At 43.5% G+C, this 24,453-nt stretch carries 22 protein-coding genes and 1 riboswitch; of the genes, 7 read left to right on the forward strand and 15 right to left on the reverse strand.

The window, feature by feature from the left end; genetic code table 11:
• Positions 1-4: 4 nt before the first annotated feature.
• Positions 5-499: a molybdopterin-guanine dinucleotide biosynthesis protein B gene (gene mobB, locus RTR76_RS15000; protein WP_312522036.1), complete on the reverse strand. Its 495-nt coding sequence runs from the start codon at positions 497-499 to the stop codon at positions 5-7.
• A gap of 216 nt (positions 500-715) precedes the next feature.
• Between mobB and RTR76_RS15005 the strand changes: the two genes are divergently transcribed.
• Complete coding sequence (locus RTR76_RS15005) at positions 716-1,384, forward strand: metal-dependent hydrolase (protein ID WP_312522037.1); 669 nt, start codon at positions 716-718, stop codon at positions 1,382-1,384.
• A gap of 102 nt (positions 1,385-1,486) precedes the next feature.
• On the opposite strand, the gene RTR76_RS15010 is transcribed toward RTR76_RS15005, so the two are convergent.
• The 4 genes from RTR76_RS15010 to RTR76_RS15025 all read right to left on the reverse strand — a co-directional run bounded on the left by RTR76_RS15010 (position 1,487) and on the right by RTR76_RS15025 (position 4,952).
• Entirely contained in the window at positions 1,487-1,939 is a 453-nt protein-coding gene (locus tag RTR76_RS15010) for an N-acetyltransferase (protein ID WP_312522038.1), read from the reverse strand.
• A 119-nt stretch (positions 1,940-2,058) separates the two neighbouring features.
• Positions 2,059-2,706 carry an endonuclease III gene (gene nth / locus RTR76_RS15015; RefSeq protein WP_312522040.1) on the reverse strand — a complete coding sequence of 216 codons (648 nt, stop codon included), beginning with the start codon at positions 2,704-2,706 and terminating at the stop codon, positions 2,059-2,061.
• A 25-nt stretch (positions 2,707-2,731) separates the two neighbouring features.
• Positions 2,732-3,757 carry a molybdopterin-binding protein gene (locus RTR76_RS15020; RefSeq protein ID WP_312522042.1) on the reverse strand — a complete coding sequence of 342 codons (1,026 nt, stop codon included), beginning with the start codon at positions 3,755-3,757 and terminating at the stop codon, positions 2,732-2,734.
• A gap of 72 nt (positions 3,758-3,829) precedes the next feature.
• Positions 3,830-3,954: riboswitch (molybdenum cofactor riboswitch) on the reverse strand.
• 89 nt (positions 3,955-4,043) lie between these two features.
• Entirely contained in the window at positions 4,044-4,952 is a 909-nt protein-coding gene (locus RTR76_RS15025; protein ID WP_312522044.1) for an FAD-dependent oxidoreductase, read from the reverse strand.
• A gap of 259 nt (positions 4,953-5,211) precedes the next feature.
• Between RTR76_RS15025 and RTR76_RS15030 the strand changes: the two genes are divergently transcribed.
• Complete coding sequence (locus tag RTR76_RS15030; RefSeq protein WP_312522046.1) at positions 5,212-5,415, forward strand: DUF896 domain-containing protein; 204 nt, start codon at positions 5,212-5,214, stop codon at positions 5,413-5,415.
• Positions 5,416-5,460: 45 nt separating this feature from the next.
• The gene (locus RTR76_RS15035; protein ID WP_312522049.1) at positions 5,461-6,669 is read left to right on the forward strand and encodes an MFS transporter; all 1,209 of its coding nucleotides are present in this window, start codon (positions 5,461-5,463) and stop codon (positions 6,667-6,669) included.
• Between the two features lie 39 nt (positions 6,670-6,708).
• Here RTR76_RS15035 and RTR76_RS15040 read toward each other — a convergent pair whose 3' ends face one another.
• Entirely contained in the window at positions 6,709-7,095 is a 387-nt protein-coding gene (locus RTR76_RS15040) for a DUF1540 domain-containing protein (protein WP_312522050.1), read from the reverse strand.
• A 56-nt stretch (positions 7,096-7,151) separates the two neighbouring features.
• A complete protein-coding gene (locus RTR76_RS15045; protein WP_312522052.1) occupies positions 7,152-7,388 on the reverse strand; it encodes a hypothetical protein in 237 nt (78 codons plus the stop codon).
• A gap of 84 nt (positions 7,389-7,472) precedes the next feature.
• Here RTR76_RS15045 and RTR76_RS15050 point away from each other — a divergent pair, with 84 nt between their 5' ends.
• Positions 7,473-9,812 (forward strand): diguanylate cyclase, encoded by a 2,340-nt coding sequence (locus tag RTR76_RS15050; RefSeq protein ID WP_312522054.1) that lies wholly within the window; start codon positions 7,473-7,475, stop codon positions 9,810-9,812.
• A 180-nt stretch (positions 9,813-9,992) separates the two neighbouring features.
• A complete protein-coding gene (locus RTR76_RS15055) occupies positions 9,993-11,597 on the forward strand; it encodes a peptide ABC transporter substrate-binding protein (RefSeq protein ID WP_312522055.1) in 1,605 nt (534 codons plus the stop codon).
• 63 nt (positions 11,598-11,660) lie between these two features.
• On the opposite strand, the gene RTR76_RS15060 is transcribed toward RTR76_RS15055, so the two are convergent.
• Complete coding sequence (locus tag RTR76_RS15060) at positions 11,661-12,998, reverse strand: amino acid permease (RefSeq protein WP_312522057.1); 1,338 nt, start codon at positions 12,996-12,998, stop codon at positions 11,661-11,663.
• Between the two features lie 147 nt (positions 12,999-13,145).
• On the opposite strand from RTR76_RS15060, the gene RTR76_RS15065 reads away from it, so the two are divergent.
• Positions 13,146-14,534 (forward strand): [Fe-Fe] hydrogenase large subunit C-terminal domain-containing protein, encoded by a 1,389-nt coding sequence (locus RTR76_RS15065; RefSeq protein WP_312522059.1) that lies wholly within the window; start codon positions 13,146-13,148, stop codon positions 14,532-14,534.
• Positions 14,535-14,610: 76 nt separating this feature from the next.
• Complete coding sequence (locus tag RTR76_RS15070; RefSeq protein WP_312522061.1) at positions 14,611-15,963, forward strand: pyruvate carboxylase subunit B; 1,353 nt, start codon at positions 14,611-14,613, stop codon at positions 15,961-15,963.
• A 45-nt stretch (positions 15,964-16,008) separates the two neighbouring features.
• Here RTR76_RS15070 and RTR76_RS15075 read toward each other — a convergent pair whose 3' ends face one another.
• From RTR76_RS15075 to RTR76_RS15105, 7 genes are all read right to left on the reverse strand, one after another.
• Complete coding sequence (locus RTR76_RS15075; protein ID WP_312522063.1) at positions 16,009-17,667, reverse strand: TGS domain-containing protein; 1,659 nt, start codon at positions 17,665-17,667, stop codon at positions 16,009-16,011.
• A gap of 547 nt (positions 17,668-18,214) precedes the next feature.
• Positions 18,215-19,462 carry an aminotransferase class I/II-fold pyridoxal phosphate-dependent enzyme gene (locus RTR76_RS15080; protein WP_312522065.1) on the reverse strand — a complete coding sequence of 416 codons (1,248 nt, stop codon included), beginning with the start codon at positions 19,460-19,462 and terminating at the stop codon, positions 18,215-18,217.
• Positions 19,463-19,529: 67 nt separating this feature from the next.
• The gene (asnS, locus tag RTR76_RS15085) at positions 19,530-20,822 is read right to left on the reverse strand and encodes an asparagine--tRNA ligase (RefSeq protein WP_312522067.1); all 1,293 of its coding nucleotides are present in this window, start codon (positions 20,820-20,822) and stop codon (positions 19,530-19,532) included.
• A 438-nt stretch (positions 20,823-21,260) separates the two neighbouring features.
• Positions 21,261-21,521, reverse strand: coding sequence for an alpha/beta-type small acid-soluble spore protein (locus RTR76_RS15090; RefSeq protein WP_312522069.1), 261 nt, complete (start codon positions 21,519-21,521; stop codon positions 21,261-21,263).
• Between the two features lie 87 nt (positions 21,522-21,608).
• Positions 21,609-22,361 (reverse strand): hypothetical protein, encoded by a 753-nt coding sequence (locus RTR76_RS15095; protein ID WP_312522071.1) that lies wholly within the window; start codon positions 22,359-22,361, stop codon positions 21,609-21,611.
• A gap of 227 nt (positions 22,362-22,588) precedes the next feature.
• On the reverse strand, positions 22,589-23,809 hold the full coding sequence (locus RTR76_RS15100; protein WP_312522073.1) for an aspartate kinase: 1,221 nt from the start codon (positions 23,807-23,809) through the stop codon (positions 22,589-22,591).
• A 194-nt stretch (positions 23,810-24,003) separates the two neighbouring features.
• On the reverse strand, positions 24,004-24,399 hold the full coding sequence (locus RTR76_RS15105; protein WP_312522075.1) for a class II SORL domain-containing protein: 396 nt from the start codon (positions 24,397-24,399) through the stop codon (positions 24,004-24,006).
• Between the last annotated feature and the right edge of the window lie 54 nt (positions 24,400-24,453).

The raw sequence follows: 24,453 nt of genomic DNA on the forward strand, positions 1-24,453 counted from the left end.
CCAGCTATTGTTCCGGTTTTAAAATGGTAGCTTCCAGAAACATAGCCAATTCCCTGGCGTCATCCAGCGGAAACTGAGGAATATCATCATACAAATGTGTATCGGTAGCAATCGCCAGTAAATCCTCTTTTGGGCAAAGCGGACTGTCGCAGACAGCCTGCCGGTAAATCTCAATTTTGCGTTTCCTCTCTCGCTTATATCCTTCTGTAAAGATAATATCAACATCCTTGATATAGGCGATCACTTCATCCAATGCCAGTTCCTTATCTACCCTTTTAATCATGGCCATTTTATCGGGTGAGGAAATACAAACCACATCAGCACCAGCCTGAGCATGACGCCAGGTGTCCTTACCGGGTTGATCCATTTCAAAGCCATGAACATCATGCTTAATCGTGGCCACCCTGTAGCCCCGGATCTTTAATTCACGGATAACTTTTTCCAGATAAGTTGTCTTACCGCAGTTCGAACGTCCAACAAAGGATATAACAGGAATCATATAATCACGCCCTTAAGGGTAGTCTCTCTACTAGCTTTGTTCTACATCACTATTTCACAGACCTGCTAAAAAGGCTTATTTGTTTCTTGTGCTCCATGGCAACCAATAAGTATATTGCAAAATTGTTTTACTGAGGCAATTTGCCATAAAGAGGTTTTTATTTGCAAAAATCGAATAGACTACCAAAGAATGGATATAAGGTAAAGGAGCGTTGCTATGATTAAGCTTACATTTTTAGGACATGCCTGTTTTCAGTTAAGCCACAATGATGTATCACTAATCTTTGATCCCTTTTTAACTGATAACCCTTTTCAAATTGCTCAGGCCGGTGACATCTCCTGTAACTATATCTTAGTTTCCCACGGACATGCCGACCACCTTGGCGATGCAGTATCCATTGCGCAGCGAACCGGTGCAACCGTAATTGCTACCGCAGAAGTCGCCCATTTAATCAGCCAGGAAAACGGCACTGCCCACGCTATGCACATAGGTGGTAAACATACCTTTGAATTTGGCTATGTACGCATTACTCCTGCGTTTCACGGGGCCGGTATCCCCGGAGGTCATGCTTGTGGCTTCATCGTTAATTTCTACGGCACTACGATTTACTTTGCCGGTGACACTAGTCTATTTGGTGATATGGCTTTACTCGGACGCTTAGAAAACATTGATTATGCTTTGCTGCCAATTGGTGATAATTATACTATGGGCCCAAGTGATGCGGTTGAGGCCGTTGACCTGCTTAAACCGAAAGCAGTTATTCCTATGCATTATAATACCTGGCCAGTCATTGCCCAATCGCCGGAAGATTTCAAACGGGCAGTTGAAGAGCGGCTTGCCATCCCTGTTCATATTGTCGCGCCTGGTCAGCAATTAACTTTATAAGAAGTACTTATCTTCCCTCACTTCCCGGCCTCGAAAAATTATCATTTCTGCTATAGTAAAAAGACGTCTGCCCTGGATCGAATCCACGGCAGACGTCTTTTTTTATAATTCTTTTACCATAGCAATTTCATCACAATTAGGGAACTTGGCACAGTTGATACATTCTTTCCATACTTTATGGGAAAGTCTTTCTTTTGGCTGTTCACTGAATCCTAATTTAGCAAAAAAGCCCGGCTGATACGTTAGCGCAAAAACAGTCTTAACTCCTAGCTGCTTTGCTTCTTCAATCAAGCCTAAGACGATATTTCTACCGACACCGCTTTTCGTGACATTAGGAGCTACGGCCAGCGCCCGGATCTCCGCCAGTTCATCCCAAACCATGTGCAAAGCGCCGACTCCAAGGATCTCCCCATCTTCTTCGGCAATAATGAAGTCCCGCAGTGACTCATATAATATATTGCGAGCCCGAGCTAACATTAATCCCTGTTCAGCATAGGCGTTCACAATTTTTTGAATAGCTTCTACATCAGCAAAAGTTGCTTTCCGGTATATCACTTTGATTCCCCCTCCACTTTGTATAATTATACTTTTAATTTCATATTTATCCAAGAACTTTTTTTCAGCTATTTTACTTCAACAACAGCTCTTCCTCTGTCAAATAAGTAACCGCCCCCTTAAGGCGCGGTTTTCTGCGTATTGAATGCTAAGCACAATGCAGGCAAATCACACTTGTCGCATTCCGGCTTGCGGGCTTTACAAACTTTACGACCATGCCAAATCAACCAATGATGAGCGGCACTCCATTGTTCCCGTGGTATGGCTTTCATTAATCCCTGCTCAACAGCTAACGGTGTTTCTCCTTTTGCCAGACCTAAGCGGTTAGAGACACGGAAGACATGCGTATCAACAGCAATGGCAGGGATATTAAATAGTTGACTGAGAACAACATTGGCCGTCTTTCTACCAACACCGGGCAACTCAGTAAGCGCCTCGAATTCAGCAGGTACTTCTCCCCCGTATTTGCGGCATAAAATATCACAAGTAGCGATAATATTACGGGCCTTACCACGAAAAAGGCCGCAATCACGAATTTGCTCTTCTAATCCCGCCTGTCCGAGTTCCAGTATTTTATCGGGACTGTTATAGTGGGCAAACAGGCGGGCTGTAATGATGTTTACGCGCTCATCCGTACATTGAGCAGACAAAATGACAGCAATTAACAGTTCAAAAGGAGATCTATAGTGCAGGGCTGTTTCCATCCCTCGATAACGTTCTTCCAATAGTAGCAGCATTTGTTGTTTTACAGCTTTGGTAATTCGCACAGCGCCCGACCTCCTTTATTAATCTTTATTTACCAAAAGGACAATGAGGAAATGTACAAGTCGGGCAAACCTTACACAAACCACCATACCCCATATTTGCAATATCACTTTTTGTGATGCGTTCTCCCGCTAATATCCGCGGAAAAAGAAGATCTAAGACAGTGGTCTTGGCATACATGCCGCAAGCTGGCATTCCCATAACCGCCACTTCATCCAAATAGGCAAGCATAAACATAGCTCCTGGCAAAACAGGCGTTCCATAACTAATCACTTGCGCACCAGTAGCACGTATAGCGTCAGGAGTTACGTCATCAGGATCAACTGACATACCGCCGGATGCAATAATAATTTCGGCACCTTGTTCTTTATAAGCTAAAATGGCAGCAGTAATTTTTTCTTTGTCATCAGGCAAGTACATCATTCCTACTAGTTCGCCGCCAAAATGAGCTGCCTTTTTTTCAAAGACAGGTGCAAACTTGTCCTGAATACGGCCATAATAAACTTCATTGCCAGTGATAATCACGCCAATTTTGAGCTTATTGAGCGGCTTTACCGACACAATCGGACCATATTGAGCGCAAATTTTTTCCACTTCTGCCACCATACTTTCATCGACAACAAGTGGCACTACTTTTATGCCTGCTACTAAAGTATCAGACTCTACAATTTGATTACCGTGCAACGTCGATAAAACAGCATGCTCTACCATATTAACAGCAAATGCAGCCTCTCTGTTTATTTTTAGCAAACCTGCCTGACTGGCCTTTACATTGATCTTGCCCTCGGCAGGCTCGGTACAGGTTACATTCTCACCGGCAATTCCCTTGGCCATACGGGAAATCGCATCATTCTCATGAACTTGTCCCTCTGTAAGCTCAATTAAGTAAATATGCTCTTTGCCAATATTTTTCAAATGACAAATATCCTCTTGTCGTATAATGTGCCCTTTTTTAAAAGCCGGCCCCCGATATTCACCAGGCACAATTTTAGACATGTCATGGCCCAATACCATTCCAACAGCATCTTCTACTCGCACTTGTCTAATTGCCACATTATCGCTGCCTTTCTTCTACTATTATAAAACAAAAAAACTGTTTTCCGCGTGAGAAAACAGTCAGGCATCTGGTGCCTTCTTTGTTTTCCTTTCCTAACACGCCCAGGCATGGTCGTTTCCTTCCATACCCGAATCGGCCATTTGTTCATAAACGTGTGTTCTTAGACACAAATGGCTCGGAAAACTTAATAATCAGATTATCGGATAATCCCTTTCATTGTAAATCACCCTGCAAAAAAAGTAAAGAAAAAGCCCCTGCACACCATGATGCGCAGGGACCTTTTTAACGTTTATGAAGCAGGTAATCGTAAGCAATCAGAGCAGCTTTTGCACCGTCTCCCGCTGCAATTACAATTTGCTTATCGGGACCATTGCTAATATCGCCAGCTGCAAAAAGGCCGGGAATATTAGTTTGGGTCCTACAATCTGTCACAACTTCGTTGTTCTGATTAAGCTCTACTACGTTTTGCGCAAATTCTGAGTTTGGTATTAAACCAATTTCAACAAATACGCCTTCTACTTCCAGTTCTTGCTCTTCATTGGAGTCACAATTTTGCACAACGATTTTCCCGACGACCTGACTGCCCTCAATTTTTTTGGTTATATACCCTGTTAATTCAACAATATTGGTTGCTTCCTTCATCTTATCAATAATAATAGGATCAGCAATATATTCTCTCCGGGAGATAAGATATACTTTTTCCCCCACTGAGCTGACTTCAATAGCCGCCTGTACAGCTGAATTTCCGCCACCAACAACAGCCACTTTTTTATTAGCGAACAAAGGTCCGTCACAGGTAGCGCAGTAACTGACGCCCCGACCGGTAAATTCCAGCTCACCCGGTACGTTCAAACGCCTTGGGCGCTTGCCGGATGCCAGAATGACTGTCTTCGCCTGATGCTCTTCTTCTGCTGTAGAGACAGTAAATGTTCCGTCAGCATTAACCGTAAGTCCAGTAGCTTCCTGATACTCAATTTTTACAGAAAAGCGCCGTACCTGCTCTTCAAACTTTCCCATCAGCTCCGGTCCGGTAATAAATTGATAGCCCATGTAATTTTCAATTTCCATTGTCCACATTGGCTGACCGCCAAAATCAGTAGTGATGAGCAAAGTGTCCATTTTCTTCCTTGCGGCGTATACGGCTGCTGTCATACCTGCCGGACCACCGCCAATTATAATTAAGTCGTACATCGCTATTCACCTCACAAAATTAAGTAAAATTATTATTATTTCAGCAGGACTGCTGTGAATAATAATTGAAAAATAAAACAAATAAAGGTGACGTATTCTCATGAAGACCGCTATTACTAGTATCGTTTTGTTCAGTTTGAATATACAGCTGCTTGATTATGATGATATTTCCAAAACCTCTTCTAGTCTAGCATCTCTTGCATGTTTGTCAATAATCTGCTAGTATACTTACAGTCATTTACAGGAGTGTGATACTATAATGATACCACAAACAGTTGCCCGCATTAATGAATTAGCGCGCAAACAGCGCGAAACAGGCTTATCAGACGAAGAAAAGGCCGAACAAAACCAGTTGCGACGTATTTATATTGATAATATAAAAAGCCAGGTCCGGCAGCAGTTAGAACAGGCTCAGCCGGAGCACAAACACAATTGCGGCTGCGGCTGCCATCACAAGCATTAATATATCCTATGTATTGTGCCCTGTCTAAGCGAGAGGAGTCCTACCATGAGTAAAGCCGGCACATCTAGTTGGCTGCTAATTGCCTTATTAAGTATCGGACATTTTTTCAGTGATTTTTATAATACGTTTTTGCCTGCTCTTTTACCAGCTGCATCAGCAAATCTGGGGCTTTCTTTAACCGCTACAGGTTCGCTCATTATGGTCTACTCCCTTACCTCCAGTATTTTGCAGCCTCTATTAGGCTACTACATGGATAAGCATGGCTGGACCTGGTTAATTCTTTGCACCATTCCTGCCAGTGCTTTATTCATTTGTCTTGCAGGAATGGTAACAAACTATTGGCAGTTGTTTACCTGCATCACGCTTGCCGGTCTTGCTTCTTCACTTTTTCATCCTTTAGGGTCTGCAATGTTGAATAAAGCTACCACTGGCTGCAATAAAGGGATATCAATGGCTCTGTTTATCGGTGGCGGTAACCTTGGTGTAGCAATCGCACCGGCTTTTGTCTTATATTATCTATACCGCTTTGGTACCGATCAGCTGCTTTGGCTGTCAATTCCCGGTATAGCATTAGGCTTTGCCTGCTATTTGGGAAAAGTCCATCAAATCCCCATCAGCCGAACTTCAACCGAGCAAGCACAGCTTTCCGGTCATGCAATTCCCTGGTATCGTTCAGGTAATTTATTAAAGCTCAATATTGTTATGGGCCTGCGCTCCTGGCCGCAGGCTGCTCTACCTAACTTTCTTGTATTATGGCTGGCTCAGCAAGGCCACGCAACGTCACTTGCCGGCGGTATGCTTACCGTCTTTTTGCTGGGAGGAGCGCTGGGCAGCATTGGCGGCGGTTATGTAGGCGACCGCTTTGGTCGAAAGAGCTGTATCATACTCTCTCTTATGCTATGCATCCCCGCACTTTATTTTTTCCTGACTGCTCACGAGATCACACCAACAACGTATATCCTGCTTGGACTAAGCGGTGCAGCGCTGCAGGGGACTCTGCCGTCCTCTATTATTTGGGCACAAGAGATGTTACCGGCTAACGCCGCTATGGCTTCAGGTATGATGCTAGGCTTATCTTTTGGTCTAGGTGGCCTGGGCGCTGCCGTAACTGGTGCCCTTGCTGATTATATTGGCTTACAGGCAGCTTTGCTGTGGTCGCTGCCGGCGCTTGCACTGGCAGCATTCATTACTTATTTGATTCCAGATACGAAAGGCTGTTATCCAGCACCCCCATCAATTCAAACAAATAAATAAAAAATGCCGCAAGCTTATAAGGCTTGTGGCATTTTTTATTTATTTAGAAACAAAGGTCTGACAGTCAGTATCATCCGTTTTTGCAGCATTAGTTCCAATCACTTCAATCGACTGGGCACTGCAGTTGTTACCTGAATCCCAGTGTTTACAGCCACTTACAAAGCATTCTACATTCGGAGTAATTTGCTTGCCATCCATAAACGCGCCTGTTACCGCACCGGCAACATTTGCATTATGAAATGCTCCAACCATATCCCCCATCGTTTTACGATGATGGAAGGCCTTACACTGCGTATCACTTGAGGCCTTGGCTGATCCGCTTTCTTCGTTATTATATACACTAATTTTGGCGGCCATACACTGATCACCAGGCATGTAATGGGTACATTGGTCTACAGTACACTTAACCATAGGATTAGTAGCCAAAAAAATCACCTCTCTGTTTTTTTTAGTTTGTGCAACTCTTAGAGAAGTATGCTTTTTTAAACAAGAATTAATTCCCATGCAACTCTTGTATCATAATGGCATGCCGGGCAATACAGCAAATGTACACATTGTCCCTCAGAACTTGTTTGTTGCAGGGCGGGCCAGTCCATATACGGACTATAGGGTCCATAATAATCTTCCAGAATGCCTCCATCTTCCATGCGCCCAGTGCAACTGGGGCAGGAAATAAGAATGCTCTGCAAGCCGTTGCAAATCGGGCATACCACTTCCACACCGGATCCCTCCTTTTATAATACGAACGGCTGCCAGCCTCATTGCATATAATATGACATAGAAACTTTACAAGGATGGTGGCCGTGTTGAATATCAAGCATGCATTAGGCGCATCATTTGTTTTTACACTTGCACTCTGGGTATTTAGTGGCCTAGGCTCGCTCTGGTTCCCTCAGCCGGTCATAAATGTCCTGCGTAGTGCTTTAGAATTAATAAGCACGCTGCCGGGCTTTATTATTTTTTTCATTGTTTGGTATGGCAGCAACCAGGAAACAGGGCCGCGAATTACGATGATCAGCCTGGTAATGGCGAGCACAAGCATCCTCAATTTAGCCCATTTATTGGCTTATCCCGGTATTCCCATATTAGGGCAAACCGACACAACTGCTATTTGGGGACTTTCTTCGCTTTTCGCCAGCATGCTTTGGTCCTTTGGCTTGCTTTATGCTGTTTGCTTGCCAACTAACGGGCCTACAACATTGCCGGCAAAAACGCTGCTGTATTCTACCTTCTTTTTGATAGCCGGTTTAATCGCCAACATTACACTTAATTATAATGTATGGCTAAGCAGTCATCATCCCATTGTGTATTATACCCGTTATTTAGCAACAATCGCCGACTTTTTTGCTTTATTAATGATTCGCCGTAATGCTACTGGTCAAACCGCTGACCAGCTGCTGCAAGTGGCACTTCTATTTGGTATATTGGCTGACTTTAGTTTTGCTTTCACCAATCACCTTACACAGACGCTGAATATGTCTGGCCATTTATCAAAAATAGTTGCTAATTTCTATCTGCTGTTCGTTTGCCAGTTTATGGTAATCCGCAAGCCATATGAAGAAATGCTCCAGTATAAAGAGGAGTTGGAAGCGCTAGCTGCCAATAATGCAAAACTTTATCAGGAATCAGAACAACAGCGTAATTTAATTGAGGATACCTTAGCTAAAATTGGCGCTATGATCTCATCGCAATTAAATCTAAAGGATACCCTGGATTCAATTGCTGATATGGTAGCTGACCTAATGGGTGCCCGCCAAAGTGCGATTGCACTCTTGCATAAAGACCTCTCCAGCTTACAGGTATCGGCCAGCTATGGCATAAATACACCTCCGGCGGTTATTCCGCTTGCTACTAGTCTTGCCGGTCAAGTGCTTGAGCAAAAAGCGGCATTGTATATTAGTGATTTATCCGTGCACCCCGAATTATTCCGGCCTCAGTTAATCTTTTCCAACATACGCTCAATTATTTGTGCCCCGCTGGTCAATGATCAGGAGTTAATCGGCGTCATTGAAGCATACTCCAGTGAAAAAGGTGCCTTTGGCGATGCCGATGCTCTGCTTTTAAAAGCGTTAGGTCATCATGCCGGTGCAGCAATTACTAGTGCTATGCAGTATGAAGAAACGAAAATACGTCTTGATGAAGAAAAGTTCCTTTATCAAATCGCCCATTCGGCCGCCTCAACAATTGATACAGATACGATTATTGATACCTGTACCAAACACGTGATTCAAGCTCTTAATGCCGATGTGGGAATCGGACTCTTAACCAATAGTCAAAGAGGGTTATTTACGGTAAGATCTGCTCTTGGTCTAACTTGCGGGCAAAACAACATTGAATTGAGTGAGTATCCTGAACTTGCAGCAATCTTGGATACTCAAAAGCCGGCAGCAGTCTCAGCAGACGTATTCCCTTTTCTAAATGACCATTGCGAGGATGGTATCATTAAGCAGCTGATTATTTTGCCCCTTTCCGTAGATCAACGACTGCTGGGATTAATTGTCGCCGGATGGCAGCGCTATGTTGCTCCGGAACACCTAGAAAGGCCTGGCTTTCCTGCTCTTATGGCCCAGCAAATTGCGCTGGGACTGGAAAAAGCACAGCTCTATAATCAAATCAAAGCGATGGCACTTTCTGATGGGCTGACGGGCTTGGCCAATCGCCGTAACTTTGATATGTTCTTACGAACCGAACTGCGCAGGGCATCCTCTCTGCAGCGCCCGCTCAGTCTCATTATGCTTGATCTTGATAAATTTAAAAGCTATAACGACACTTATGGTCATTTAACTGGTGACAAATTATTGGCACAAATTGGCGAAATCCTTCGCCACGGCGTACGCAGCATTGATTTTCCGGCACGCTATGGCGGCGAAGAATTCAGCATAATACTGCCTGAATGCAGTAATTCAGAAGCAGTAAACATTGCAGAAAAGCTGCGCCATACAGTTGAAACTACTCAATTCCCTGATAATATGACCACTTACACGGCCCGCATAACCGCCAGCCTCGGGATTGCTACCTATGATCCTTCTCTGCTTCAAGAGCAGCCGGATATGGAAAAACTAATTTCAGTGGCGGATAAAGCTTTGTATCAGGCAAAGCAAGAGGGGCGCAACCGGGTAATAAGTGCGACGGTCTTTCAGTAACCCACAAATACTGTCATGGGGACGGTTCCGCTGAAACAATCACAAAAATCTTCCGCTGGATAGCGGAAGATTTTTGTTGTCTACTCAGGAAATTCTTATTTAAATGCGTAAGAAAAATGTTACAATAATTACATTAAAATGCTTGTTGGCAAATGAGGACAAGAAAGGACTGATACTTCTATGCCTTGGAAAAAATACTGTGTCTTTGCCTTAGTGGCACTGCTTACAACGTCCTTGTTAGCCGGGTGCGGAACTGCCTCTAATACTGGTAAATCAGAAAAAATCTTGCGTTATGGAGCTGGCGCAGAACCGCGAACTCTCGACCCACGCAAATCAACTGGAACCCCGGACAGTACAATCCAGGCCCAGCTGTTTGAAGGATTAACTGCCTTAGATCAGAAAGAAAACGTAGTACCGGCAGTAGCCCAAAGCTGGGATGTATCTGCTGACGGCTTAACCTATACCTTCCACCTGCGTGCTAATGCAAAATGGTCCAATGGCGAGTCCGTGACTGCTCATGATTTTATTTATTCCTGGACTACTGCACTAAGTTCTGACTTAGCTAGTGAATACGCATATCAGCTGTATTATATCAAAAATGGAGAGGCTTTCAATAAAGGGCAAGCCAAAGCAACAGATCTGGGATTGAAAGCGCTTGATGACCGGACGCTGGAAGTCACTCTTGAAGATCCTACAGCATACTTCCTTACGCTGCTGGCCTTTCACACCTATTATCCAGTGCATAAAAAGACAGTTGAAGCAAATCCCAAATGGGCTGCAGATGCAAAAACGATCATCGGCAATGGTCCATTTGCAATAACAACCTGGATTCACAATAGTAAAATCGAATTTGTTAAAAACGCACACTATTGGGATGCTGATAAAGTCAAATTGAGCAAACTTGAATTCTTTTTAACAGACAGCAGTACAACAGAATTAGCTATGTTTGATAACGGCCAGCTTGATATGGGAGATAATCCACCTTCAACCGAGTTTAGCCGGTTAAAAAAAGAAAACAAACTGGTAATTACCCCCTACCTCGGGACTTACTTTTATTCCTTCAATGTCACCGCTCCCCCCTTTGACAATAGTAAAGTCCGCAAGGCTTTCAGTTTGGCAGTTAACCGGGAAGCAATTATCCAGAATATCACGAAAGGTGAGCAAAAAGCCGCTTTAAGCTGGGTTCCCTTTGGTGTACCTGATCTTGACGGTACTGATTTCCGTCAAAACGGCGGTAACTATTTACGGGACAATAATATCGAAACGGCAAAACAGCTGCTGGCAGAAGCAGGTTATCCCAGCGGGCAAGGACTGCCGCAAATAACACTAATCTATAATACCAATGAAATGCATAAAGCCATTGCTGAAGCGCTTCAGGAAATGTGGAAGAAAAACCTAGGTGTAACTGTTGAAATAGCAAATCAGGAGTGGAAAGTATTTATTGAAAACCGCCATAAAGGCTTCTACCAACTTGCCCGTAATGGCTGGCTTGGCGATTACGCTGATCCCATGACCTTTATCGATATTTTCATGTCTAATAGCGGCAATAATGAGGCCCAGTACAAAAACCCCGCTTATGATAAATTGGTTGATCTGGCAAAATCTACTCCAGACTTGTCTGTCCGCCAAAAAGCTTTGCACGATGCTGAAAAGCTCCTGTTTGATGATGCTGTGCTGCTTCCCCTTTATTTCTATACCAAACCGGCGGCAGTGAATCCGAAAGTCAAAGGCTATTCCCGGTCTGTGCTGGGTACGCTTTATTTTAAAGAAGCTTATATAGAATAATAAAGCAAAAAAAGGACACCCAGCGGTTTAGCCTGCTGTGTGTCCTTTACTTATTTACGCTATTTAAGCTTTGCTCTGTTGCTTTCCCATATGGTTAAGCAGCCAATACAAGGGTATCCCAGCTGCAGTAATTCCAAGAGCTACTATCGCATCGGTAGGATTGTTCATGACTGTACTGATAACAATATAAACGGAACCCACAATCGCGATTACTGGAACTAACGGAAAAGCCGGTACACTATAAGGTCGCTTTTCCGGACTGGTTTTACGTCGTAAAATAAAGATCGCCGCAAATCCAAGAATGTAGAAGCCCCAGATAATGAACATCGCCAGATCAGTTAAACGGTCAGGGTCACCTACTGTGACAAACAAAACTGCTAATAAAAACTGCATACCAATTGCGTTAAGCGGAGTGCCAAACCGGCTTGTTTGGCTGAGCAATGACGATGCCGGCAATTGTCCCCGCAAAGCCATCGCATAGGAGACTCGTGGACAGGTAAGAATATAGCCATTCAATGCACCAAATATGGATATTAAAATACCAATATTAATTAATTTACCGCCAACATCTCCAAATAACCAGGTGGCCGCCGACCCGGCTGCCAGTTTTCCTTGCGTTACAATTTCCGCTGCAGGCAGCACATGAAGAAGAGCAAGATTTATTGCCAAATAGGCAACCATAACTGTTCCTAAACCGATGATAATCGCTCTTGGCAGCATTTGAGCGGGATTTTTCATCTCCCCTGCGACAAAACCTACACCAATCCAGCCATCATAAGCCCAGAGGGTAGCCAGTACCGCCGCTCCCATTCCAGCAGAATCACTAGCGCCGCTAGGCATTGACAGTATTTGAGCATTCCCTTTCCATAAGCCAAACACCACAATTAAAGCAATTGGCACCAGCTTGGCTACCGTAGCTGCCGATTGAATCATTCCTCCATAGCGGGTCCCCAGGGAATTAACAGCCGAAAGAAAGAGAATTGTTCCTATTGCCAAAGGCAGCTTCAATTCTTCAGAGCTACTGAAGAAAGGAATCAGTAAGGATGAAAAATACAGTCCCAAAGCCCCTACAAGAGCCGGTCCATAAATAACCGTCTGTACCCAGCCGAAAAGATATCCCCAAAACTTGCCGTAGACTTCATCGAGACATGCGTATAAGCCGCCTGTCTTGGGAATCTGAACTCCTAATTCAGCAATAGTTAATCCTGCAGCTAATGTAATAAGGCCGCCGATTACCCAAGCAGCCAAAGCTAGCGTCGAATCACCGGCAGCTAAAATGACTTTGCCGGGCTTCATAAAAATGCCGGAACCAATTACCATCCCCACAACAAGGGCAGTTGCAGGAATAAGTCCTAAGTCGCGACGCAAATTTCTTTCATCATTACGTCCTTGTTGTTGCACTACTTAATCCCTCCCAGTATATGTTAACCTTGAATCCTCACTAACAATAACAAAAAGGGACAAAAACCGCAATAGAAAAACATATTGCAGGAAAATTCGGATAAATAGTAAATATAGGAAATAACCTACAATTAATGAGGTGATAACATGTCCACGCAACCAGCTTCACTGAATATTCGGCCCCGGATTTTATATCAAGTTGCCAAAGCAGCCTGGGAAGGCAAGCTCTTTGAAAGCCGGGAGGAAATCTGCCGGATGGTACATGCTGAATACGAAGACGAAACAACCCGTCTGCACGTTGCCAATCAGATTCGAATTGCTATGGGGCTTAATCCCCATACTTTTGATTACGTACTGCAGGATGATGATGAGCTTGCACTCATGGGTATGGGCAGCGAACCAATTGTAGTAGCCGATCCGTCTGGCTGCCGTTCCTGTAATCCGGCTGAACGTCATTGCGAAAAAATTTGTCCGGTCCATGCCATCAGCCACGATGATTTTGGTGTCCTCAAAATTGATCACACGAAATGTCTCGGTGATGGCTACTGTGTTGATGCCTGTTCCTTTGGCGCACTTTCGCAAAAATCACAGTTTGTCCCGCTCATTGAATTATTGAAACAAAAAACACATCCTGTCTACGTTTCTATCGCACCGGCTTTTGCCGGACAATTTGGGCCTGCCGTTACACCGGGAAAACTGCGCACAGCATTGCTTAAGCTCGGTTTTATAGAAATGGTGGAAACGGCACTGTATGCTGATCTGATTACCATTAAGGAAGCCTTTGAGTTCAATCACCATGTGAAAGACAGCTCCGATTTTTTAATTACCAGCTGCTGCTGCCCCATTTGGATTAAATTGATTGAAACAAAGTTCCCCGACTTGCTAGACCATATTTCTCCCTCCGTATCACCAATGGTCGCTTCCGGTCGAGTCATTAAGGCATTAGAGCCTGATGCTAAAGTAGTATTCATCGGCCCCTGCATTGCAAAAAAAACAGAGGCTGTGCTGCCTGATCTGAAGGGCGCTGTCGATTTTGTACTGACCTTTCAGGAGCTGGCTACTATTTTTGAAGCAGCCGGCATCAATCCTGCCGAGCAGCCAGACGAAGAAAATGCACAAGCTTCCTGGGGTGGACGCCTATATGCCCGTACTGGCGGTGTCAGCGCTGCCGTTGGCGCAACACTGGAAAAACTGGTTCCCCGCCGTGCACAGAGCTTTTCTCCACTTCGGGTTGACGGCATTCCTGACTGCCAAAAAGCAATGGAGGATATTCGCCAGGGGCAGCTTACTCACAACTTTATTGAGGGTATGGCCTGTAAAGGAGGCTGCGTCGGTGGCCCTGGGCGCATCATTTCCCCTGAAGAAGGTACCACTCATGTCAATCACTATGGCAATGCATCTCATGCCCATACGCCTGTTGAAAATCCGCAGGTTTACTCTATCTTGGTCCGCTTGGGCCAAAGCCAAGGTGAGGATTTGCCGGAACTTACCGGTGAAAGCACAATGGCTGCTTTATTGGCCCGTAAATTAAACTAAATTTCCAGTGCCAATTCTAGTAAAATTTGTTATTATAAAAGTATACTGTATACTATTTTAGGAGGGACTACTACTGATGACAAATCAGCATCCCGTAAAAATTGTTGAAACCGTGCTGAGAGACGGCCATCAATCCTTAGCAGCCACTCGTATGCGCATGTCCGACATGCTGCCTATTCTCGAACAATTGGATGATATTGGTTTTTGGGCATTGGAAGCCTGGGGTGGCGCCACTTTTGACAGCTGCCTGCGTTTTTTAAATGAAGATCCCTGGGAACGACTGCGGACCTTGCGCAGACACTTACCCAAGACCCCTATTCAAATGCTGCTTAGAGGTCAAAATGTATTAGGTTATAATCATTACGCTGATGATGTTGTCAGGGAGTTTGTGAATCGGTCCGTTGACAACGGTGTTCGTGTTATTCGTATCTTTGATGCACTCAATGATGTGCGTAATCTGGAAGTATCGATGAGAGCAGCCAAACAAGCCGGTGCTCATGTAGAAGGAGCTTTTGTCTATACCATCAGCCCTTATCATACCAACGATACCTTCCTGCAGGTAGCCCGTGATCTGGTTTCTCTTGGCGCCGACTCGGTATGTATTAAAGATATGGCCGGCTTGCTCGCCCCATATGATGCCTATGAGTTAGTGAAAAAGCTTAAGTCTGAAATTACAGTTCCCATTCATCTCCATACACACTACACCAGCGGTATGGCTTCTATGACCTATTTAAAAGCGATAGAAGCTGGCGTTGATATCGTTGATTGCGCTTTATCTCCCTTTGCTATGGGAACCTCCCAGCCCGCCACAGAAGCACTTATTGCGGCACTGGAAGGTCATGAGCGCGATACAGGCTTGAAAAAAGAAGCACTTTATCCGATTGCTGATCATTTCCGCACTGTAAAAAAACAACTTGCTGAAACATTCAAACTGAATACTGCTATGGATATTGACACAAAAGTTCTCACTTTCCAAATCCCCGGCGGTATGTTATCCAATCTGCTTAATCAGCTCAAGGAGCAGGGTATGGCGGATAAATATCCTGAGCTGCTGGAAGAAATGCCTCGCGTGCGGGCTGATTTGGGTTACCCCTCCCTCGTTACTCCTACCAGTCAGATCATTGGCTCTATGGCAGCCTTTAATGTTATGCTTGGCCGCTATAAAGTTGTTCCAAGAGAAATTAAAGATCTAGCACGTGGTAAATATGGCCGTACACCAGCACCAATTGACCCTGAGCTGCTAAAAACCATTATTGGTGATGATCCGGTTATTACGCATCGCCCTGCCGATGATATTGCACCGCAAATGGACAAGTTCCGTCAGGAGCTGGCCGAAAAAGGCTTTCCTAATGCCAGTACTGAAGACGTGCTGTCCTACGCAGTTTTCCCGGAAGTTGCCTTGGAGTTTTTCGAAAAAAACCGTAAATAGAAATATAAAAAGTCCTCAGGCTGTTAACAGCCTGAGGACTTTTCCTTAATAAAAACAAGAGTCACCAACAAATTCCCGCAAAATAGAATTGGGGGGAATCTGATCATCTACAGCAGACTTAAAGTAGGCTAAAAAGTTTAGCATCCGTTGTGCTTCGGAATATACGGATTCATTAGGACCAACTTTTTCGAGCAAAGGAATTGCATATTTTTTTAATATTGCAAGTTCATAAATGAGTGCAGAGTTGAACATAATATCTGCTTCTTCCTGAAAAGGAAAAATATTTCGTTCCTCGCCTCTTCGCACGGAGGGCCACATACGCAGTGTTTTCAAAGCATCCTGAGAACGGAACTGACTGTCTCTGACAATGCGTCTCAAAAGTCGTGCATCTGTGGTTGGAATACGGTTATGATTATCAATAGACAACTGCGTTAAAGCACTCACGTAAATCTTTACTTTATGCTCTTTGGCGATGGCCGCAGTCAGTCGCTCATTCAAACCATGAATTCCTTCAATAATCAACGGCTGTTCCTTATTAACCTTGATGATATGCCCTCTATATTCACGCTGGCCTGTCATAAAATTATAAGAAGGTATCTTTACCTCTTCGCCTTGCAGCAGGCGCGTAAGATGCTCATTAAATAATTCCAGATCAATTGCTTCAATTGCTTCAAAATCATAATTGCCCTTTTCATCCCGAGGGGTAAAGTCACGGTCAACAAAATAATCATCCAGCGAAATCGGAACAGGGCGCACTCCATTCACTCTTAACTGAATTGTTAAGCGCTGAGCAAACGTGGTTTTACCTGATGAAGATGGCCCCGCTACTAAAATTACCCGGACTTCTTTGCGATGTTCTGATATAAAGTCAGCTATCTGCGCTATTTTTTTCTCATGGAGAGCTTCTGCTACACGGATAATGGTCGTAAGGTTGCCTTCTTCAATATACTCATTTAAGTCGCCAACATAACCGCATTTCATAATTTTTCCCCATTGTTCAGCCTCTAAAAATACCTTAGCCAGTTTAGGCAATTCAATAAAAGGGGGAAGTTCATTCGGCTTTTCCTTCTCCGGAAAACGGAGCAGCAAGCCAGGTGGATAAAAGCGCACTTCAAAATGCTTTAAATAGCCTGTACTAGGAGCCATAGTTCCATAAAAGTATTCAAAAGTCGGACCGCAATAGTAGAGACTTACCTGCTCTCGCTCCAACTGGCACAAAAGCTTAACCTTTTCTAGCTGTCCAGCAGATTCAAAGAGTTTTATTGCCTCGGCTAACAGCAGCTTCGTGCGGATAATTGGCCGGTCCTCACGTATTATTTCTCTCATACGCTGCTCAAGCGCAGCTATATCAGCAGCTGTAACTTCCACCTGCCGATGCAGTTCACAATACAGCCCCTTGCTAAGCGAATGTTCAACTGTAATTTCTCCGTCGGGAAACAACTCCGCCGCAGCTACAATCATAACAAAAGTCAAGCTTCTTTGATATACCTTTATTCCTTCTTCTGTTGTAAGGTCCAACAATTCAATTGTAGCATCGGCTTGAAGCGAGCTTTGCAAATCGCGCACATCATTGTTAACTTTAGCAGCCAGTACTGGCGTTGCTGTTTGTTTGCTAATTGCTGTGCTTATTTCCAGCAAAGTACTGCCTTTTGCGAATTGGTGCGTTTCTCCTGTCTTTAGCTGGATGGATATCTGTTCCTTCATTCTTTAACCTCCATGTAGAGTGTCTTGACTAAGTTAAATCTTAGCTTAGCCAGCGTACTTTTTTCGCACTGCTGCGTTGTCGTCGCCTTACATATTTCCGATATGTGCGGAACTCCTCCGCCTTGTATTGCAAAAAAATCTACACTGTCTAATTCTAATTCACAACTTTGCCAAGACACTAGTCTTCGTGGTTCATATAAGGCGGTATAAATATATACGAAGGAGCGACCTTATTTATCCCGTAAAAAAAGAAAGAGCGCTAAATGTCGCTCTTTCTCCCTTTAAAGCTGTTGCTACCGCTCACGGATCATTCGCAGCAACCGTAAAGCCATTATTGGGACTATTGGAATACGGCGAGCAGCAAACCGTGCGCCTAACATAAAAATACAAAAAGACCCTACTATATGCACTAACCAGAAGCCGGTGCGCGGAAATTCCCACGTTGTATTATCTAAGCAATTTTTCTTTTTAAATCCCACTTTTGCATCGCCTCCTTTGAAGATAGTATCTCCAAAAACAAAAAATAGGCTAATGCAAAACAATAGTATTATTTACCAGACGCGGCAATCGAAGCTGCTACTTTACCGGCCATACCTAGCATTTTAGCTTGTGGTACAGCACAAACAGCGATACGGATACCTTTCCCTAGTGGAACAGCATAAATGTAATCGTCATGTAATTTATCGCATACAGCATCGGGATTTTCAGCCGGTACCGTAATAAAGAAGCCAGCTACATAGGGCAGCATGGTTAAATTAGCTGCGGCAGCTTCTGCGGTGAAGATACTGGCTCTCTGATGAATTAATTTATAATATCCTTCCCGTTCCTTTTCCATTTGAGCCTGCAGCGTTTTATCCTGATAAATATTGGATAATAGCCTCATGCAGCCACGATTAATATTGGACCAGGTAGCACGGCTGGTATATTGATTAATGTCTTCAAATTCTTTTATTACTTGTTCACTGGAAGATATACCGATCATGGCTCCCGTACGTTGTCCATACATCGTATACCCCTTAGACATACTGAAGGCTAAGATAGCCAACACATTAGACGGCAGATTTCCTAATTTTTTCATGAATGCACGGCTGGCATTTTTCTCACCGGCATAATCTAAATAAGCGATGTCAATTAATAGGATAATGCGTTTATTGGCATTAGCAGCGCAGTCTTTGCATAGATCAATAACCTTGTCCCATTCTCCGTCAGTTAAGCTGTATCCTGTTGGATTATGAGCAGGTGTATTTAGCAGAACAACCAAATTATCCTGTTTCTCCAGCAGCGCCTTAACCTTGCTTTCAAATGCGCGGATATTAAAATTTTGATTTTCATCAAAAAGAGTATATGTATCTAGCTTGCGCAACGCATCCTCACACAATACCTTGTATGGCCCCCAATACCAGTCAGAGGTTAAAATCGTATCACCAATCTCTGTGTAATTCCATACGGTATGATGGATGACACCGGAACCACCGGACGTGGCAATCCCCTTTGCATAGGCCTCAGGCCGGTTATCAGCAAATGATAACTCAATAGCGGCATCCAAAAATTCCGGTAATCCGGATATAGGGGCATAGTTAATCACTTCATTCATGGGAAGTTCGCGCCAAGCTTTTTCAATTGTAGGCAGGCAAACCAATTTCTCATTGTCATCCAGCAAAGCACCAATTGTTGCATTCGTAACTTTATCTTTGCCAACCGCAAGAACCGCTTGATTGGCAGCCCCGCTGGCGCCGAAAATCTTATCAGTCGCAAATTTTCCTTTGGCATGTGAAGCCGCTAAACTTGTAATCATTTTTTCTTCCTCCCATAAATATTATTTTAGATATCCCTTTACTATATTTCCGGGCAATTAAAAGGCCTCAAGGATACATTTTATGCAATAATCGTGGAAACGGAATTGTCTCCCGAATATGGTCGAGTCCACAAAGCCAGGCAACAGTTCGTTCCAGGCCAAGACCAAAGCCCGAGTGAGGAACTGAACCGTAGCGTCGTAAATCAAGGTACCATTCAAAAGCCTCTTCGGGTAATTTATGCTCTGCAATACGCTGCTTGAGCAAATTGAGATCATCAATCCGCTGACCACCGCCAATAATTTCGCCATAACCTTCCGGAGCTAAAAGATCTGCGCCTAGAACAACCTTGGAGTCGGCAGGATCAGGCTTCATATAAAAAGCTTTAATTGCAGTCGGATAGCGATGCACAAATACCGGTGCATTAAAATGATTGGATATGATCGTTTCATGAGGTGCGCCAAAGTCGTCTCCCCATACAAAATCTTCGCCGGCCTGTTTCAGTATTTCTACCGCATCAGTATAGCTAATACGCGGAAAAGGCAGTTTTACGGCCTCAAGCTTGGCAACATCCCGCCCTAGAGTCTGCAATTCATTGGCACATTTTTTCAAGACGCGCTGAATAACAAAACAGATCATTTCTTCTTGCAATTTCATATTATCATCTACATCAAAATAAGCCATTTCAGCTTCAATCATCCAAAACTCCAGCAAATGACGGCGGGTCTTAGATTTTTCAGCCCGGAAGGTCGGTCCAAAACAATAAATCCGCCCTAACGCTAATGCTGTTGCTTCATTATAGAGCTGTCCACTCTGTGATAAATAGCCTTTATCACCATGATAGTCCAATTCAAACAGGTTTGTTGTACCTTCGCATGCTGCAGGCGTTATGATTGGTGCATCAGCGAGTACAAAATCATGCTGATAGAAAAATTCCCGTAACGCATGCTCGATCTCTGAACGAATGCGCAATATCGCGACTTGCCGGGGTGTACGAATCCACAAGTGACGTCGTTCTGCTAGAAAATCGACACCATGCTCTTTATGCGTAATGGGATACTCTTCAGCAATTGTTACGATTTCCACTCCTGTTACCTGCATTTCATAGCCGCCTAAGGCACGGGGCTCATCCATAACAATGCCGGTTAGTTTTAAAGAGCTTTCCTGGGTAAGTGTTTGGGCTGCTTCATATAATTCAGGTGCAATCTCTTTTTTTACCATAACACCCTGTACCAAACCGCTGCCATCCCGGACAATCAGAAACTGAATCTTCCCTGATGACCTGCGATTATACAGCCACCCCTGAATTGTAACCTGCTGACCTACATGACTGCCTAAATTTTTAATTAAAACTGTCTCCAAATGCTACCACTCCTTTTGTGCAATTAACACAACTGGGAAGTGTCTGAAAACTAGCGGGCTGACCAATGACGAGCCGCAGTATAGTGTAAAAAGTGCGTCAGGAAGTGGTCAGACAGTTTTCAGATACGCCCTAATGTAACCAGGTTAAAAACTCTATAAAACATTACTCATGATCGGCGTTGCGTTTTCCTGTTATCTCATTAATGATCATCGCCATCACAGTACAATTCTCTCCTGCAGGCTAACTGGCTCACAATTACGGTCGTGGTCAAAATGAGCTGTTATATCGCAAGCCTCCTTATACCAAATATTGTTACTTATTCTGGAGAAGTTAGGTAAATCCTGTCACTTGATTTAAATAATAAAAAAAATGCTGGTTATCATGCATATAGCAAAAGCAGGCCATTCGGCCTGCTTTTGCATTTAACATGAACTCAATTAGGGTTTTTTGTTAGCGTCATATTTAGCAGTTAAAGTTCCGCTAGTGTTTTGACTTGTAGTTCCAGAGAATTTTTGTTCCTGAGCTTCGATCATCTTACGGACCATATGACCGCCTACGCGACCGTTATCAGCAGAGGTCAACGCACCTTTGTACTGATTCTTGTAATCGGATAAACCAATTTCGGCTGCGGTTTCAAGCTTTAGTTGTTCAAGAGCCTGTTGAGCTGCAGGATTCACAGGTTTTCTGCTCCTTGACATGAAGAACACCTCCGTGAATTTTTTTATTTTGGTTCCATTTATAGAATGGCTTTTAACCAGAATTCAATTCCATGTAAATTTTGGAGATTAAAAAATTACATTAAATTCAGCCCGAAACTGGTTAGGTTTTACAGTCTCATCGTCGTGGCGTGTGGTGAAGTCCTGATACAAACTCAGGGTACCATTCTCAGTAACCTTATAATTAGCAGTAGCTCGAAACCCTTTCGAATTTGCATATGCTTCCGTATTCACCCAATTTGAATTAACTGCCCGGTCTTCAACGTCACGATAAGAAACTGCATAGTTAATATCACCTTTTTGTTCAATTTTACCAAAGGTCGCTTGCACCAAATAACCATTGGCTGTTGAGTTATCATTCTTCATGTATGATCCACTTAAGGTTACATTATTGGATACCTTGGTGCCGGCATTAAAAGACCAGTATTTGCTATCTTCAATATCATTTGCTTTTATATACCCAACACCAACATCTATTCCTGAAACAGTCGTGCCAATATCAAGTGCAATTGTATCAAGGCTAATGCTTGCTTCATTAGGCTGCCCAACGAAACCAATTGCATGAAACCGGCTTTTGTTAGGCCCCATATATATCCCTTTCATTCCATTAATATCAATAAACATCCCTTCGCCGACAATAAGAGGCTGCCGGCCAAAAATAGCGTCTGCATTAACGGTCTTATTGCCGGAAGTTAATTCAGCCGTATTGATGGCTTGGGGCGGTATAAGAGTTTTCATATCATCAGTACTTGGCGAATCAGCGAAGCTTGGTACCGGAACTAACATCAACGCAAATAAGGCAGCGGTAACCTTTTGCTTCATCTCTCGTCCTCCTCAAACTCCGCTATCCATTAACTAGTAAATATGTAGTATTCAGTTAAATGGTTAATAAGTGATTTTGTTTACATAATTCTATAAATACGACAAAAGTCCTGTGAATTGCCGCCTGCCAATAAATGGCTCAATATCAGCAGATACAGAAAAAAAGCAGTTTGATTATCCTAATTAAATCAGGATAATCAAACTGCTTTATAGCCTTTTAAAGCAAATTATTCCGGGAAGAAACGCTGGTGAATTGCATTAACCGCTTCTCTTACTTGCCCTGCATCAATTAAGCAGGAAATGCTAATCTCAGATGTACTGATAACTTCAATATTGATTCCGGCGTCTCCTAATGCACCAAACATCGTTGCGGCAATTCCCGGGCTGCCAAGCATACCGGCACCAACAACAGAGACTTTGGCTACCGTTTCTTTTATAACCACATCCAAAAGATCTAACTCACGGGCAATTTCGTCCAGAATCTCTTTTGCTTGTACTAAGTCTGGCTTAGTAACAGTAAACACAATATCATTCATATTTTTATCTGCATTGCGGATACTCTGAACAATCATATCTACATCAATGTTAGCCTCTGCCAGCGCTGAGAAAATCTTGTAAGCAATTCCCGGGCGATCAGGAACACCCAATACAGCAATTTTGACTACATTCGTATCATGGGTTACCCCTCGTATAATAAATTCACGTTCTTCCATCGTATATTCCTCCCTGATGATTGTCCCTGTTTTTTCTGTAAATGTTGAGCGTACGTGAATGGGTACATGATAATGCTTTCCCATTTCCACCGACCGGGGCTGCATGACAAGAGCACCTAAGCGAGCCATTTCAAGCATTTCATTATAAGTAACTTCCTGCATTTTTTTCGCATTAACAACTATTCGCGGATCAGCTGAGTATATTCCTTCTACGTCTGTAAAAATTTCACAAACATCTGCACTGATGGCACCGGCAAGCGCTACTGCAGTAGTATCCGATCCACCCCGCCCCAAAGTCACAATATCACCACAAGCATTAATTCCCTGAAAACCGGCTACAACGACAATTTTTCCCGCTTCTAATTCGTCTAATACACGTTGTGGTTCAATCTCATTAATTCGTCCCTTACCGTACGTAGCACTTGTGTGAATCCCGGCTTGAAATCCTGTAAAAGAAATTGCCGGGTGGCCCATTTCAGAAAAAGCCATTGCCAGTAACGCAATAGTAATTTGTTCACCAGTAGATAAAAGCATGTCCATCTCCCGGCCATAGTGCTTACCGGTCATTGCTTTTGCTAAGCCGATTAATTCATCTGTTGTATCTCCCATTGCAGATACAACCACTACTATTTTGTCTTCGGGCTTCTTGTCCCGCAATACTCTTGCGGCCACTGCTTTTATTTTTTCCGGTGTAGCCACCGAACTGCCGCCAAATTTTCTTACAACTAAAGACACTTCGCATCTCCCTCATCCAATAGAATTCTATTTCCCTTTATCTATATTCTCTGGAGAGAGACAATTTCCTCTTTACAATAGACATAAATGTATGTATTTCGTCATTATATGATCTTGTTTACTATCTTCCAATAATATTTGAGTCATGAGGATGTAAAAATGCCCCGGTTCTCACCGGGGCACAACTAGTTTCCTTATGCTTCTACTACAATCTTCTTGGAATTCTCCCAAATTCCGTGAATATTACAGTACGCAGTCGCCAATAACGTTCCTGATGAAGTAAGTTTGATCAAAGCTTTGCCAAATGGCTCAGTGTAGGCAGGACCTTTATTAGCTCCTTCAACGGATTCGCCATGGGCAGCAAAATCAAAATTAGCCAACTCATAAGCAAATTTGCCATTCTCGGGCATGAAATAAAGCTTAATCCAGCGAATGTGATGCTCTGTTGTGTTGGGATGAGCAATCTCGTTGCCAACACCTACTTCAACAGCCACTTTAGCACCTGCTTTGACTGTATCGGGACAATCAATCACCGGTACGTGTTTTTCTGTTTTCCAGTCATCAGTTTTCATAACCTCAGCAAATTTCATGATAGTCCTCCTTATTATTGGAAATGATTAGCATTGTATTAGTATATTACCTAT

This window comes from Anaerospora sp. (assembly GCF_032013335.1).
Taxonomy (GTDB): domain Bacteria; phylum Bacillota; class Negativicutes; order Sporomusales; family DSM-15969; genus Anaerospora.

Coding starts and splice junctions, on each gene's coding strand:
- RTR76_RS15030 (WP_312522046.1), top strand. CDS start 5,212: ATGATACCACAAACAGTTGCCCGCATTAATGAATTAGCGCGCAAACAG.
- RTR76_RS15090 (WP_312522069.1), bottom strand. CDS start 21,521: ATGTCAAGGAGCAGAAAACCTGTGAATCCTGCAGCTCAACAGGCTCTT.
- RTR76_RS15025 (WP_312522044.1), bottom strand. CDS start 4,952: ATGTACGACTTAATTATAATTGGCGGTGGTCCGGCAGGTATGACAGCA.
- RTR76_RS15055 (WP_312522055.1), top strand. CDS start 9,993: ATGCCTTGGAAAAAATACTGTGTCTTTGCCTTAGTGGCACTGCTTACA.
- RTR76_RS15105 (WP_312522075.1), bottom strand. CDS start 24,399: ATGAAATTTGCTGAGGTTATGAAAACTGATGACTGGAAAACAGAAAAA.
- RTR76_RS15095 (WP_312522071.1), bottom strand. CDS start 22,361: ATGAAGCAAAAGGTTACCGCTGCCTTATTTGCGTTGATGTTAGTTCCG.
- RTR76_RS15035 (WP_312522049.1), top strand. CDS start 5,461: ATGAGTAAAGCCGGCACATCTAGTTGGCTGCTAATTGCCTTATTAAGT.
- RTR76_RS15005 (WP_312522037.1), top strand. CDS start 716: ATGATTAAGCTTACATTTTTAGGACATGCCTGTTTTCAGTTAAGCCAC.
- RTR76_RS15075 (WP_312522063.1), bottom strand. CDS start 17,667: ATGAAGGAACAGATATCCATCCAGCTAAAGACAGGAGAAACGCACCAA.
- RTR76_RS15065 (WP_312522059.1), top strand. CDS start 13,146: ATGTCCACGCAACCAGCTTCACTGAATATTCGGCCCCGGATTTTATAT.
- mobB (WP_312522036.1), bottom strand. CDS start 499: ATGATTCCTGTTATATCCTTTGTTGGACGTTCGAACTGCGGTAAGACA.
- RTR76_RS15080 (WP_312522065.1), bottom strand. CDS start 19,462: ATGATTACAAGTTTAGCGGCTTCACATGCCAAAGGAAAATTTGCGACT.
- RTR76_RS15070 (WP_312522061.1), top strand. CDS start 14,611: ATGACAAATCAGCATCCCGTAAAAATTGTTGAAACCGTGCTGAGAGAC.